This window comes from Microcystis sp. LE19-195.1E (genome assembly GCF_027532095.1).
Taxonomy (GTDB): Bacteria; Cyanobacteriota; Cyanobacteriia; order Cyanobacteriales; family Microcystaceae; genus Microcystis; species Microcystis aeruginosa.
Genome location: NZ_JAPZSZ010000193.1, coordinates 1 through 14,220, shown reverse-complemented (window position 1 = coordinate 14,220; position 14,220 = coordinate 1). Strand labels below are relative to the sequence as shown.

The following is a 14,220-nucleotide window of genomic DNA, read 5'->3' as shown; positions in this document are numbered from 1 at the left end:
ATCGAGAATTTGAAAATAAAGAAGAACTGGAAAAAGTAGTCAATCAGCTTTTAAATGAAGGGGGATTGATTATTAAATGGAGTAGAAAACTTAAAAATAAGGGTAATGCTGTCAATGTAACTTAAATGCGTAAAAGCTTATTTACAAAGAGCCGTGGTTCCAGATTTTGGTGCGCCAACAATAAAAAATGAAGGTTGTTTTAACAAAATTATCAGATTTTTTGACTAATTTAGTCGTTCAAGTCTTGATTGTTGTTCATATTAGTTACAGCCTTTCTGGTAAAGGCGAAGCAGAGACTAATCCTTGCTAATCAAGTATTTCAGATGCAAGAATGAACCTCATGTATCTGAGAAACGCTGTATTGTTGTAAAAAACCAGTTCATCTCAGGAAATAATTGTCTATATGTCAAGCTTTTTAGGCACTAATTTCTAGACGACTGGCTATCCGATGACTATTTTCTTATCGCAGTTATCTTAATGGCAAGGTAGGAAATCTCTGGTTTTAGGGAACGCCGGAACAGCAGCTGGTAGTCTAGAGATAACTAATCTTTCTCTGTCATCCCTTGCACTTAATTAGATAACCACATCGTTGCTCACCTTGATTGATCCAGTGAGTCCGTTCGATCGTACAATCGGGCAGCAGCATCGCAAACATTTCTAATTCATGGCCACAGATACTGGGATAAGAACCAGCCACCTCAGCAATAGCGCAATGATGCTCGGCCAGGACATAACTATTTTCTGCTTCCAGTGCCACTAATTCTGCCATATAACCCTCCTCTTGGCGAATTTCCAGCAATTTTCTCATTCTTTCCCCTAAAGACCCCTTCCCGAGGCGCAATTGATATTCTGCCGCTTTGCGTTGCCACTGTTTTTTGAGAATTTCCCCCACCTGTTGCTCTCCCACCGTCTCCACGAGAGTATTGAGGAAAGAAACGGCGAAATTATCGTAATTATGGGGAAAACGGCCACGACCTTGACGACTGAGACGATAAATGTGCTGGGGCCGTCCTATCTTATTTTGTACGGCAAAATATTCTATCAGTCCTTCCTCCTCCAAATCCTTAAGATGGCGGCGCGTCGCTTGCGGACTAATACTTAACTCCTCAGCCAAGTCTTGGGCTGTAGATTGACCGTTTTTGAGCAAATATTGCAGAATATCGTCTTTCGTCGAGGCGGGTTGAGTCGTGGTCATGATACCAAAAACAGAGGCTTTAGCGTACAATTGCTGAGAGTCAAGAAGCGGCCAATTACCCCTACAGAGTAACCTGAATAACAGAGGTTTACCAGCATCCTCTGAAATTTTCCGTGACTTTGACAACAGCTTTGTTGTTAATCTATTATATAATCAATTTAAACAACTTTATTGTTGTTTAACTGCCTCCCCTGCCTACCGCGTAGAGAGAACACTAACCCCCATGAGTGCAACCACCGTTAAAAATCTCGTTAACCAACCCTACAAGTACGGTTTCATCACCGATATTGAATCGGAAACCATCCCCCGCGGTTTAAATGAGGAGATTATTCGCCTAATTTCAGCGAAAAAGAAGGAACCGGAATTCATGCTCGATTTTCGTCTCCGGGCCTACCATCAATGGCAAAAGATGACCGAACCCAGTTGGCCGCACGTTTCCTATCCTGCCATTGATTATCAAAATATTATCTACTACTCTGCACCCAAACAGAAAAAAGAAAAACTCAACAGTCTTGAAGAAGTTGACCCCACTTTAATCGAAACCTTTGAAAAATTAGGCATTCCCCTTTCGGAACAAAAACGCCTTTCTAACGTGGCCGTGGATGCTATCTTTGATAGCGTTTCTATCGCCACAACTTTTAAAGAAAAACTAGCAGAACAGGGGGTTATTTTCTGTTCTATTTCGGAAGCTTTACAGGAACATCCCGACTTAGTGCAGAAATATCTCGGTACTGTGGTTCCCGTGGGTGATAATTATTTTGCCGCTCTTAATTCTGCCGTTTTTAGCGATGGTTCCTTTGTTTTTATACCCAAAGGTGTCGTCTGTCCTATGGAATTGTCCACCTATTTTCGGATTAATAACGGTGAGACGGGACAATTTGAAAGAACTTTAATTGTCGCTGAAGAAGGGGCATCGGTAAGTTATTTAGAAGGTTGCACCGCTCCGATGTACGATAGTAATCAACTTCATGCCGCCGTCGTGGAATTAGTCGCCCTCGATAATGCGGATATTAAATATTCGACTGTACAAAATTGGTACGCTGGCGATGCCAATGGGAAGGGAGGTATTTATAATTTCGTCACTAAAAGGGGTCTGTGTAAAGGAGTTAATTCTAAGATTTCTTGGACGCAGGTGGAAACTGGTTCGGCAATTACTTGGAAGTATCCCAGTTGTGTCTTAGTCGGCGATAATTCCGTCGGGGAATTCTACTCAATTGCCCTAACTAATAACAAACAACAGGCCGATACAGGTACGAAAATGATTCACATTGGCCGCAACACCAAAAGTACGATTATTTCTAAGGGAATTTCGGCAGGTAATTCCCAAAATAGTTATCGCGGTTTAGTGAAAATGGGACCGAAAGCCAAGGGAGCAAGAAATTACTCCCAGTGTGATTCTATGCTGATTGGAGATAATGCCGAAGCTAACACTTTTCCCTATATTCAGGTGGATAACAACAGTGCTAAAGTAGAACACGAAGCTTCTACTTCTAAAATCGGTGAAGACCAATTATTCTACTTCGCACAACGGGGTATTTCCGAAGAAGATGCTGTCTCTATGTTAGTCAGTGGTTTCTGTAAGGATGTCCTCAGTAAATTACCGATGGAATTCGCCGCCGAAGCCGATAAACTCCTAAGTCTCAAGCTAGAAGGAACCGTCGGATAATCAGTAAAGTAGGGTGGGTTAGGCGATAGCCGTAACCCACCAAAAGCTAAGACAATTTATCCATCAATTGATGATTCGCCGTCAACCACCAAAACTAATATTTTTTTCTAGAAAAACATCTCATGAGTGAAGTAATTTTATCGGTAAAAAATCTGACCGCTAGTATTGATGGAAACCAGATTCTTAAAGGAGTTAACCTCGAAATTAAAGCAGGTGAAACCCACGCAATTATGGGGCGCAATGGCTCAGGAAAAAGCACCTTTTCAAAAGTAATCGCTGGACATCCCGATTATGAAGTAACTGGGGGAGAAATAATTTATAAAGGCGAAAACCTTTTGGACAAAGAACCCGATGAACGAGCGCTTATGGGTATCTTTCTCGCTTTCCAATATCCCTTAGAAATCCCCGGCGTTAGTAACCTCGATTTTCTTCGCGTTGCCTATAATGCCCGACAAAAATATTTAGGCTCGGAAGAATTAGATAGTTTTGACTTTGAGGAATTAGTCGAGAAAAAACTAGAAGTTGTTCAGATGAATCCTAGCTTTCTTGGCAGAAGTTTAAACGAAGGTTTCTCCGGTGGTGAGAAAAAACGTAATGAAATCCTCCAAATGGCTTTATTAGAACCTACTTTAGGAATCCTCGATGAAATTGACTCCGGTTTAGACATCGATGCTTTGCGAATTGTTGCCCAGGGAGTCAATCACTTAGCTACTCCCGATAACGCTTTTTTACTTATCACTCACTATCAGCGTCTGCTCAACTACATTGAACCCGATGTTATTCATGTTATGTACGATGGGCGCATTGTCACCAGTGGCGGTAAAGAATTAGCCCTCGAATTAGAAAGAACTGGCTACGATTTCCTCGACGAACAAATATTAGCCGTTAAGTAATCTAGCTATCAGTTATCAGGAGTCTGGGGAGGCAGGAGTCAGTAGCCGGTCGTCAGGAGGCAGGAGATGGCTTTTATTTATTCTCCCCTCTCCCCACACCCTACACCCCACACCCTACACCCCACACCCTACACCCCACTACCCCAACCCTCAACCCTCCAACCCCCTCCTACCAATGACAGCCATAATCACGAAACCTGAACAATCAGGAGAATTATTGTTAAAATTGTCGCGAGAAACGGTTCCCACTATCGATAACGGTAAAATTCTCGAATTAAGAGAATCGGGAGCCAGTAAAGCTCAAGAATTAGCCATCCCTGGCAGAAAAGACGAAGAATGGCAATTCACCGATTTAAGTCAACTATGGGCGATCGATTTTCGCGTCCCCCAACCCGTTACAATCGATAAAAATGCCCTCGCTACTTTTTTACTGCCCGAAGCCAAAAACAGCCACCTAGTCTTCGTTAACGGCATTTATCAGCCCGAATTGTCCGATATCTCCGCTTTACCCGCCGGTGTCAGCGTCGGGCATTTCGCCAATGCACAAAACGATGTTCTTGTCAACTATCTAGGGAAAGAAAAAACACCCGAATTTTTTACCGCACTCAACCAAGCTGGTTTAAGCGATGGGGCAGTAATTCACGTCACCGCTAACACCGTCGTCGCAACTCCGATACATCTCTTATTTATCACCGTTGTGGAGGAAATTCCCCGCTTTTATCAGCCCCATAGCCTAATCGTGGCGGAAACGGGAGCTAGTGTAAATATTATTGAGAATTACGGGGCTTTAGCCGAACATTGCTCCGATTTACCTCTAAATTACTCTTATTTTACCAACGCTGTCACGGAAATTTACCTCGAAGCCAACGCCGAAGTCATCCATACCAGAGTACAACGGGAATCGGGAGATGGTTTTCACATCGGACGCACGATAATTGAACAAGGGCGCGATAGCCGTTACACTCTCAACGAGATAAATCTAGGAGCTAAACTCTGCCGTCATAACCTCGATATCCTGCAAAAAGGAGAACAAACCGAGACAAATCTGCACGGATTAGCCATGATTACCGGACAACAAACCACCGATACCCACAGCGCCATCTATCTCAACCATCCCCACGGCATCACCAAGCAACTGCATAAATGTATCGTTGATGGTAGCGCTCACGCCATCTTTAATGGTAAAGTGTTTGTTCCCAAACCCGCCCAATTAACCAACGCCTCCCAGTTAAATCGGAATTTGTTAATTTCTAACAAGGCACGAGTCAACACCAAACCCGAATTACAAATTACCGCCGATAACGTCAAATGTTCCCACGGGGCAACCGTTAGCCAACTGGAAGCCGATGATTTATTCTATCTGCAAAGCCGGGGCTTAAGTGCCGACACCGCCCGCAGTTTGTTAATTGATGCTTTCTCGGCCGAGATTTTAGCTAAAATTCCTCTAGAATCTCTCCGCCAAAGATTGGGGCAATGCGTCGCCTGTCGCAGTGTGGAATAACTCTACCGGGGTGGGTGCCAACCTGCCCAAAGTACCCCTCTGACTCCTGACTAAAATGACAATTATCCAAGAAAAAACCCTCGCCCAAAAAGTCCGCGCCGATTTCCCTATCCTCCATCAAACCGTACACGATAAACCCCTTATCTATCTCGATAGTGCCGCCACTTCCCAAAAACCAATTCAAGTATTAGAAACCCTGCGAAACTATTACGAAAAAGATAACGCCAATGTGCATCGGGGGGCGCATACTTTAAGTGTCCGGGCAACGGAAGCCTACGAAGGGGCCAGAGATAAGGTCGCTAGGTTTATTAATGCCGCTTCTCGTCGGGAAATTGTCTATACTCGCAACGCCACGGAAGCGATTAATTTAGTCGCCTACAGTTGGGCATTAAATACCCTGAAAGCAGGGGATGAAATTATTCTCTCGGTCATGGAACACCACAGTAATTTAATCCCCTGGCAAATTGTCTCCCAAAAGACGGGGGCAGTGATTAAATATGTGCAGTTAACCAGCGAAGAAAGCTTTGATTTAGAACAATATAAATCCTTGTTGTCTGACAAAACTAAATTAGTTGCTGTCCTTCATGTTTCTAATACATTAGGCTGTATTAATCCCGTTGCCGAAATAGTCAGCCTTGCCCATCAAGTCGGTGCGAAAGTATTAATTGATGCCTGTCAAAGTGTCCCCCATTTAGCCATTGATGTGCAGTCCATAGATTGTGATTGGTTGGTGGCTAGTGGTCATAAAATGTGCGCCCCCACCGGTATTGGATTTTTGTACGGCAAAGAGGCGATTTTAGAGGCAATGCCGCCCTTTTTTGGTGGTGGCGAAATGATTGCGGAAGTCTATTTAGACCATTTTACCTGTGCGGAACTGCCCCACAAATTTGAAGCTGGAACCCCCGCTATCGGCGAAGCGATTGCCCTCGGTGCTGCAGTAGAATATTTAATGGGTTTAGGTATGGATAATATTCATGCCTACGAAGAAGAATTAACCGCCCATTTGTTCAAAAAATTAGGAGAAATTGAGGGGTTAAGAATTTACGGGCCGCCACCTAGTTTAACAGGCCAGGGTCGGGCTAGTTTAGCCGCCTTTAATGTGGAAGGGATTCATGCTAGTGATTTAGCTACTTTATTAGACCACGAAGGAATCGCTATTCGTTCCGGTCATCACTGTACCCAACCTCTACACCGCCTTTTTGATGCTTCCGGCAGCGCGCGGGCAAGTCTATATTTTTATAATACCCGTGAAGAAATCGAGCGCTTTATTGTCGCCCTACAGGAAACTATTGATTTCTTTGCCAATTGTTTTTCTTAGGGGTATCTCTGGCCCCTTTTCCTGTTCTTAAAGAGTGAAGGAAGTTACTTATTATTATCAAGGAATTTGTCCCGAAACGGGCGAGTTATTGCGCTTGCCCCGCACTCTTTTGGCTGAAAAAATCGCCCAAGATTTGATGACAACTATCACCAATCCTGAAGGTAAAATGTATGGCATTTTGTTAGGAGAAAATGCTGCTGGCGAAATAGAAGTTTTAAAAGCTTTTTCTGGACAGGGAGAAGCTGCTGGCTGGGTTCCGTCCCTAGTGGGGAGAGAAAAAATTATTCGGGAAGAAAAGCGAGTTTTGCAACTTTTAGAAACAATTAAACAGGAAATTATTACCCTAAAATCAATTCCCGAACATAATTTATATCGACTCAATCAAGCAAATTTTGAGCGTAAAATACAAGCTTTACAGCAACAACATCAAAACCAGAAACAGGAACGAGATAGGTTAAGAAATTTAGGAGATTTAAACCGAGAAGAATTAGAAAAATTAAATAATATCAGTCGTCAGGAAAAAAGAGAAAAAAAGCAATTAAAACAGGAACAAAAACAAGTTTTAAAACCCTTAATTGAGAAAATAAACGTAGCCAATCAGAGAATTATTGAACTTAAGCAACAGCGGAGGAAACTCTCCAAACAGTTACAGGAATTGCTGTATCAATCCTACTGTTTAAATAACTTTTCTGGACAATCTCTCTCCTTAGCTAAATTGATGGGCAGTAATTTGTTACCGACGGGAACAGGGGAATGTTGCGCCCCGAAATTATTAAATTATGCCGCCATGAAAGGATTAAAACCTGTCGCCATGGCCGAATTTTGGTGGGGAGAATCGAATCGAGATAGAAAACAGGGAGAATTTTATGGTGCTTGTCAAGAAAGATGTCAACCTCTCATGGGTTTTTTACTCTCTGGTTTACGTTCATCCCTAGAAATTATCTATGAAGACGAGGGAATAATTGCTATTAATAAACCTGCGGGATTATTATCGGTAGCAGGACGTTATCAAGATAGTCAAGATGCTGTGGTCAATCGGTTTCGTAGTCAGGGAAAAAATGTCATTCCAGTTCATCGTTTAGACCGAGAAACTTCGGGATTATTATTACTAGCTAAAAGTTTAGATATTTATCGTTGTTTATCCCAACAATTTCAACGGCGAGAAGTGGAGAAAATCTACGAAGCTATATTATCAGAAATTATTGAGCGAGAATCAGGCATAATTGACCTACCTCTCTGGGGAAATCCGCAAAATCGACCCTATCAAACTGTGGACTGGCAAAGGGGAAAAGCTAGTCAAACCTATTTTAAAGTTGTCGGTAAAGAAGGCAATTATTCTCGCCTCGAATTTATTCCCTACACGGGAAGAACCCATCAAATTCGCGTTCATAGTCAACAGGGATTAGGGATAGGAATTTTAGGCGATCGCTTGTACAATGGTAAGCAGTCCGACCGTTTACACCTACACGCTAAACAATTATCTTTTCGTCATCCTCAGACCGAAAATAAACTTGATCTCATCATTCCCACCCCCTTTTGAGAGCTATTAAACTTTTTCAGCAGACCCTAGTTAGTTTGGTTGGCAAATCTTCGTATTTTTGACTGCTTGATAACTTCAACAGAACGGATAATTGCACTCTCTTGAAAAATCCTTGTTAGGATAACGTCGCTACATCGCTTTACGGTAAACTTTTTCAGCTTGTCCGAGCGGGATTCCTGGTTCGATATCTTCAACAGTGCCATAGTTGGGATTCTCTGTCTGAATGATTCCCATCGGAAACATAAAAAAGAACTTGATTCCTTGCTCACTCTACCATTTCAGAAGTTTAATAAATCTCAGATTATGACCTTCTAAAGTATAGCTTGTAATCACTTGCTCGAATGAATGAGCATGGTGCGTTCCCAAAAATCTATCGGTGCGGCAGTAGGAGCCACATTAGGGAACGCACCCTACAGCGATGGCGTACTGCTACGCAGTGCCTTCGGCATCGCACTAACCCTAACAACAATTTTTGATTTTTACCAGAGGTCTATTGACTGAATGATGGGATGTAATATTTCAATAACCAGCATTTTCTTGGTGCTTGAGCTATACAATGAGAGCTATATTTTGATAGGACAAAAAAAGATTAGTATAGAGGTAAAATTAATGGCTGAAACCCTATATGAAAAAGACTATGTAGCCTGGCTGCAAGACCAGGCAGAAAAACTGTGATCGCCTAATCGCAATACTTTAGATTGGCAAACTTTAGCCGAGGAATTAGAGGAAATGGTTGATGAACGCAAATACAAAGCAGAAAGCTTTCTTATTCAACTCCTCAGTCACCTGCTACTTTACACCTACTGGAAGCATCCTTACTACCTACCCCAATGGACAGACGAGATAGATAATTTCAGATTGGAATTTAGCTTGCTGTTTCGCTCTAAGGTAATCTACAATCATGCCTTAGAACGGTTTGGTTATTGTTATCAAAAAGCTCTGGGAAAAGCGAGCCGCAAAAGTGGATTAACTTTACCAGTTGACTGTCCTTGGACAATTGAGAAAATTCTTGATGAAGATTGGTTCCCTGGTTAAAAACTGGAGCTTGCAATCCAACTTACATCCATACAACAATAGGGTGGGCAATGCCCACCTTACTTCAGTTGCTCAACAACTAATAGCTGGTATTCCAAAATCTGGTTGAAAAAGAAATTGATACCAATTTTCAATAGTCGTGATTAACATCTGAAAGTGCAATTCCGCTCTCAGAGAGGAATTGCACTTTGGAATAATCAACTAAGTCTGTCATCACTTTTGAAAAATGATATGAGTCAGCGGTTTAATCACTATCGGTGCAGCAGTAGGAGCCACATTAGGGAACGCACCCTACAGCGATTAAAATGCGTAGATTTCATGATGAGCTAGGCGGATTTGATGGTTTCAAATACTTCCGATTATCTAAGCAATCAATTACAGATAGTCCTAGCTCATACATAGCTTCCAAAGCCGCATTTTCATACTTGTTATACTCAGTCAGATCATGAATTATGTCTTTCTGCCCATGAGCTATATTATTTCTCCTGCTTACTAATGTCTTAAGTAAAAGCTCATGTTGATCCACCATTGAGCATGATAAACCAGCATCTGTAGAGTTCTTTTTAAGCAGCATAGGCTTTAAATTGCTATCTGCTTCTAAGCGAATATTGAATTCAATATTCTCATTAATTAAAGCTGGCAATTCGTTGGAAAAAAAGCTCCAAACTCCATCTGCTGACAAATCACCCCCAAGTTCTTTAAAGCGCTTCCTTAGCGATAGCTTTATAACCTCCTCACGGCATTGATTGCGTTTAATATTTTGCCTTTGAATTGTATCGAGGTATAAATCCCATGCAAATCTACAAAAACCTTCATAGTGAGCATATAGCAAAGTAGTAATAGCTCTCAAGAGAGCTTCATACCTTACAGGATGCTTAACCCTATCAGTCGTTAATATTTGAATTTTAATTGCAGCCAGTTCTCCTTCTCTCCAGTTGAGATCAGCCTCGATCTCATTCGCCCAGTTGCTCATTAAAAATTACTCCACAAGCTGAGTTTATTTAAACCTTCTTGAATACATCCAATTCTATTAGAAAGCTTAGTTCTGGAGTTAGCTCCAGGTCCAATATTATCCTTAAAGCTGTTTGACTGAACAATTTTGATTATTTCATCCCTAACAGAAGAATTATCCAGATTCTCTAATCTTTCTAGTATCCTAAACACGCCAATTGTAACAGCTTCAAAATAAGCTGGAGCTAAAGCACCAATTGGTGATTGATCGCGATATCGAACAAAAGCACCACTGCCGAGAATTTGGCTCAAGTAATCAAATAATCTATTAAAGTCTTGTGTTTCAGTAGAATAATCAAATTGTATTTCTTCAAATAATATATTTTCCATGTATGTGTCTAACCAATCTCTCACACTCCCCCGGAAGAGATCTTGAGCATTTTTTGCGGCAAAAAATCTTAAGACAAGCTCTTCGTCTCCCTTTTGTTCTTTTTCTGATTGAGACAATGTATCTATGCAAGTCTTAAAGTTTGAATAGGAGGATCTTTCTTGGAGAAACCTATAGAACTTTATACCTGGCTCACCAAACATCCTAGAAGAACAGTTGCGAATTTCCTGTGGAGCTAGAATTGATCCCCCAGTATTTAACCTCTTGAACATTTCATAACGCAGAAAAGAATTACTTTGCCTTTTAATAATTACTGTCCTTACAGAGGATCTTTTAATCCTAAGCTTGAGTCTCAATGATAAATCTTCAAAAGTCAGATTATTAAGTTCTGAAATCTGATCACAACCTTCTAACTTTAGAGATTTCAGCTTTTCTCCATCTATATCAGTGAAATTCAGTACATTGGCATCAATGAATTGAATCACAGAGCTAAGGCGTTGTAAGCCATCAATTAACTCCAAAACCCCCTCTGAGTTCTCAATAGTAAATATCTGTGGTATTGGCAACTCAAGAAGTATGGATTCTATTAAACGAGACTTTTGTTGATTAGACCATCGGAATAACCTTTGATATTCCGGTTGAATAATGAGTTCATTTTGAGAATATAAACTGATGATTTCTCCAAAGCTGAGATCGATAGATTCAGTACGAACCTCACCAATTTTGGCATCTATCCGTTCATCTATTGATTCCATCATCATATTGCTCCTAGACTTCTAAACCCTATGGCAAGCAAAACTTGTACCTTAAACATTCTAATCGTAATCTGCCAGTTGAATATTACATTCAAGGAAAAAGTATGAACAGGGAACGAGCCGCATAACTATTAATCATACCGCTCCCTGCGGTCGAGCAACCTCCCCCATCCTAATATCCCACTTCCATCGGTCTAACACCGCCTCAATAAAACCTAATACCGCACTGTGCGGTTTAATCACCTCAATTTGGGCATAATTACCGCAGAGGGTAGTCTAGCACCCCACCCAAGTGGGTTCTAGCACATTTAAGGTAAAGGCGAAATTAAAAATTGTTGCTATCCTACAGTCAAACGTCTAGAATGGTCATTAATTTTTGTGAATGGTCGGGTCTTCTAACCGAAGGCATTGACGAAAAACACATTGTATCTGTCCTAGAGGCACTATGAAAAAGCTTAAGCAATACTGGACTGCTGAAGCACTGGAAAAAGACTTAGGCGATCCTCTCAATCCCGATAACCCTCTATCCTACAAGCGGGTGATCGAAATTGACGAGAGCGAAGAATTTCCCCACGAGGAAATTCGCTGGTTATACGACTGGAAACTCCAACACTACTACATTCCCACCGATTGCGGCGGTGAGTTCACCTCTTTTGAGGAATTTGTCGCTTTTGTGCGCGTACTTTCCCGACGGGATCAAACTATCGGCATCGCTTTTACTACCCTATTCTGGTCGTTTTTAAACTGGATGGCGGGAACCCCAGAACAGAAACAGAAGCTCGCCCGTTTTATCATGGATGACTATGGGGCGATGTGTCTGGGTTACTCGGAAAAGGAACACGGCAGCGATCTGATCAATGGTGATCTGACCGCGACGAAGGTGGAAGGAGGTTATATTCTCAATGGTGAGAAATGGCCGATTAACCGGGCGACTATCTCTGGAGTTTCCTTTATTTTGGCGAAAACCGATGCTAACGGCGGTCCAAAGTGTTTAACCCTATTTATGGTCGATAAACGGCAATTAGACCCCGAAAAATACTATAATTTGCCGAAAATATACACCCATGGCGTGCGCGCCTCGGATATGAGTGGCATTGGTTTTAAGGATTGTTTCGTCCCCGATTCCATGCGTTTACGGGAGGAGGGAGACGGTTTAGAATTAGCCCTGAAAGGTTTCCAGATTACCCGAATGTTGTGCGCTGCTTTTTCCCACGGGGCAGCCGATACCGCTTTGAGAACTACCCTCGGTTTTGCCGTTAATCGGGTAATCTATAACAAAACTGTGATGGATTTGCCCCAACCCCGGCGCACTCTCGTGGATGCTTTCCTTGACATCCTTATTTGCGATTGCGAGACGATTCCGGCCGCGAGAGGTTTTCATATTATCCCCGAACAGTTTAGCGTCTGGGCTTCGGTGGTAAAATATTTTGTCACCGTCCGTCTGGAGGAGATGGTTAATAGTGTTTATGTGGTCTTGGGATCGCGTTTTTATATGCGAGAAGAACACGAATTCGGCATCTTCCAGAAGCTACTGCGGGATAATTCGATTATCAGTATGTTTGACGGCAGTTCGATCGTCAATCTTCATGCTTTAATCCTACAATTGCGTCCTTTAACCAAATATCGGGCTAAACGCAACTCGCGCACCATGTCGGCGTTAAAAAGCCGTTTAGAGGCGATTTTTAGCCTAGAAAAGTCTGTTCCTCCCTTTGAACCCAATAATTTAGAGTTATTTGGCCGGGGAATGGATGATTCCCTACAGGGTTTAGAGATTGCCCTTGATATGCTACAGGGATTGAAAGATTCTCAGGAGGTGGACCGGGAAGTATTAGAAAATCTGTTGATGTTGGGTAATTTAGTTTTAGAGGAACTAAATGCTCACGATGAACAGATTAGCCAATCGAAATTCGAGTATGGTCACGACCAATCACCCGAATTGTTCGAGATTGCCAAGAAATACTGTACTTTACACGCCGCTTCCGCTTGTTTACACACTTGGCTTTATAATCGTTCCATCTTGGGTGAATTTTTTGCCCAGGGGGAATGGTTGGTGTTGAGTTTACACCGATTACTGCGAACTCTCCGGCCGCTGCCTTACACTCTATCTGAGGTGTATGTAGAAAATGTTGCCCAAGAATTGCTGAAATTATATCGAGAAAATCAACATTTTTCGATCGTGCCTTTTCAATTAGCCCCTTCACAAACTACCGAGGAAAAAATCCATGAACTCCAACTCCAATCTTAATAATCTCGTACAAAATTGGTTAGTCAAACAGTTAGCTGATCAGTTATCTTTGGATGCAAAAACGATTAATGTGACTGAACCTTTAACCCGTTATGGTTTAGATTCGATCGATGCGGTAACGATGGTGGGTGATCTGGAAGATTGGGTCGGTCAAGAGTTACCTTCTACCCTTTTCTGGGATTATTCTACTATTGAAAAAGCGTCTCTTTTCCTAGTAGAAAACTACGATCTTTCTAATCTTTCCGGTGAGGAAACCCCCGCAGAAGTTGCTCCCGTCGCTGAAAAAGCTGAACCGGCCGTTAGTGGTGGCAAAGGTTGGAGTTTATTCGGTCGTCGTTAATTTTAGGTGTAGGGTGGGTTAGGCGACGACAATTTATGCTAGGGAAAATTATCTAGTATTCGCCGTAACCCACCTATATTAGTTATCAATTGGCTCTGTTCTCTACTCACCAGTATAGGAATTGCTAAGTACCTAAACAAAATTAATTACCCATTTCTCCGTAAAGCAACAATCGCTGTATTTCTTTTCTGTTGCCCGTTCCGCAGTTCTGGAGTTCCCTCTCACCACTAGGAAATTTATTTTGTACGACTACTTAGGGTTTGCTGAAAAAGCTTTTCCTGGGGGCAGGGTGTGGGGTGTGGGGTGTGGGGTGTGGGGTTTTACCAGTTTTGAGGTGGTCAACTACCTAATTTTCAGGGAAAAAGTACCTGAATTTTCCCCCGATCCCCGCAA

General features: G+C 42.1%; 12 protein-coding genes and 3 pseudogenes. 12 read left to right on the top strand and 3 right to left on the bottom strand.

Going from position 1 to position 14,220, the window contains the following annotated elements; translation table 11 throughout:
* Positions 1-125, top strand: a pseudogene (locus tag O9300_RS11050) (IS630 family transposase); the annotation flags it as partial.
* Positions 126-556: 431 nt separating this feature from the next.
* Here O9300_RS11050 and sufR read toward each other — a convergent pair.
* Complete coding sequence (sufR, locus tag O9300_RS11045) at positions 557-1,195, bottom strand: iron-sulfur cluster biosynthesis transcriptional regulator SufR (RefSeq protein WP_012265479.1); 639 nt, start codon at positions 1,193-1,195, stop codon at positions 557-559.
* A gap of 223 nt (positions 1,196-1,418) precedes the next feature.
* Here sufR and sufB point away from each other — a divergent pair, with 223 nt between their 5' ends.
* From sufB to O9300_RS11000, 9 genes and pseudogenes are all read left to right on the top strand, one after another.
* Complete coding sequence (gene sufB / locus O9300_RS11040) at positions 1,419-2,861, top strand: Fe-S cluster assembly protein SufB (RefSeq protein ID WP_036395285.1); 1,443 nt, start codon at positions 1,419-1,421, stop codon at positions 2,859-2,861.
* 122 nt (positions 2,862-2,983) lie between these two features.
* The gene (gene sufC / locus O9300_RS11035; protein WP_287971682.1) at positions 2,984-3,754 is read left to right on the top strand and encodes a Fe-S cluster assembly ATPase SufC; all 771 of its coding nucleotides are present in this window, start codon (positions 2,984-2,986) and stop codon (positions 3,752-3,754) included.
* Between the two features lie 66 nt (positions 3,755-3,820).
* Complete coding sequence (locus tag O9300_RS11030; protein ID WP_287971680.1) at positions 3,821-3,955, top strand: hypothetical protein; 135 nt, start codon at positions 3,821-3,823, stop codon at positions 3,953-3,955.
* A complete protein-coding gene (gene sufD, locus O9300_RS11025; RefSeq protein ID WP_287971678.1) occupies positions 3,930-5,255 on the top strand; it encodes a Fe-S cluster assembly protein SufD in 1,326 nt (441 codons plus the stop codon). The genes O9300_RS11030 and sufD overlap by 26 nt, the downstream gene beginning before the upstream one ends.
* Positions 5,256-5,310: 55 nt before the next feature.
* Positions 5,311-6,573: a SufS family cysteine desulfurase gene (locus tag O9300_RS11020; protein WP_287971676.1), complete on the top strand. Its 1,263-nt coding sequence runs from the start codon at positions 5,311-5,313 to the stop codon at positions 6,571-6,573.
* Positions 6,574-6,607: 34 nt separating this feature from the next.
* Entirely contained in the window at positions 6,608-8,113 is a 1,506-nt protein-coding gene (locus O9300_RS11015; RefSeq protein ID WP_287971674.1) for an RluA family pseudouridine synthase, read from the top strand.
* Between the two features lie 180 nt (positions 8,114-8,293).
* Positions 8,294-8,428: pseudogene (locus tag O9300_RS11010) on the top strand (IS630 family transposase); the annotation flags it as partial.
* 36 nt (positions 8,429-8,464) lie between these two features.
* Complete coding sequence (locus tag O9300_RS11005; RefSeq protein WP_162528344.1) at positions 8,465-8,614, top strand: hypothetical protein; 150 nt, start codon at positions 8,465-8,467, stop codon at positions 8,612-8,614.
* 198 nt (positions 8,615-8,812) lie between these two features.
* Positions 8,813-9,148: pseudogene (locus O9300_RS11000) on the top strand (DUF29 family protein); the annotation flags it as partial.
* A 316-nt stretch (positions 9,149-9,464) separates the two neighbouring features.
* Here O9300_RS11000 and O9300_RS10995 read toward each other — a convergent pair.
* A complete protein-coding gene (locus tag O9300_RS10995) occupies positions 9,465-10,121 on the bottom strand; it encodes an MAE_28990/MAE_18760 family HEPN-like nuclease (protein ID WP_287971672.1) in 657 nt (218 codons plus the stop codon).
* Positions 10,121-11,245: a DUF262 domain-containing protein gene (locus O9300_RS10990; RefSeq protein ID WP_287971670.1), complete on the bottom strand. Its 1,125-nt coding sequence runs from the start codon at positions 11,243-11,245 to the stop codon at positions 10,121-10,123. Before O9300_RS10990 ends, O9300_RS10995 begins: the two co-directional genes overlap by 1 nt.
* A gap of 442 nt (positions 11,246-11,687) precedes the next feature.
* Here O9300_RS10990 and O9300_RS10985 point away from each other — a divergent pair, with 442 nt between their 5' ends.
* Together O9300_RS10985 and O9300_RS10980 are read left to right on the top strand one after the other, a co-directional pair.
* Positions 11,688-13,487 carry an acyl-CoA dehydrogenase family protein gene (locus tag O9300_RS10985; protein WP_287732738.1) on the top strand — a complete coding sequence of 600 codons (1,800 nt, stop codon included), beginning with the start codon at positions 11,688-11,690 and terminating at the stop codon, positions 13,485-13,487.
* Positions 13,465-13,827 carry an acyl carrier protein gene (locus tag O9300_RS10980; protein WP_061432189.1) on the top strand — a complete coding sequence of 121 codons (363 nt, stop codon included), beginning with the start codon at positions 13,465-13,467 and terminating at the stop codon, positions 13,825-13,827. The genes O9300_RS10985 and O9300_RS10980 overlap by 23 nt, the downstream gene beginning before the upstream one ends.
* Positions 13,828-14,220 lie beyond the last annotated feature (393 nt).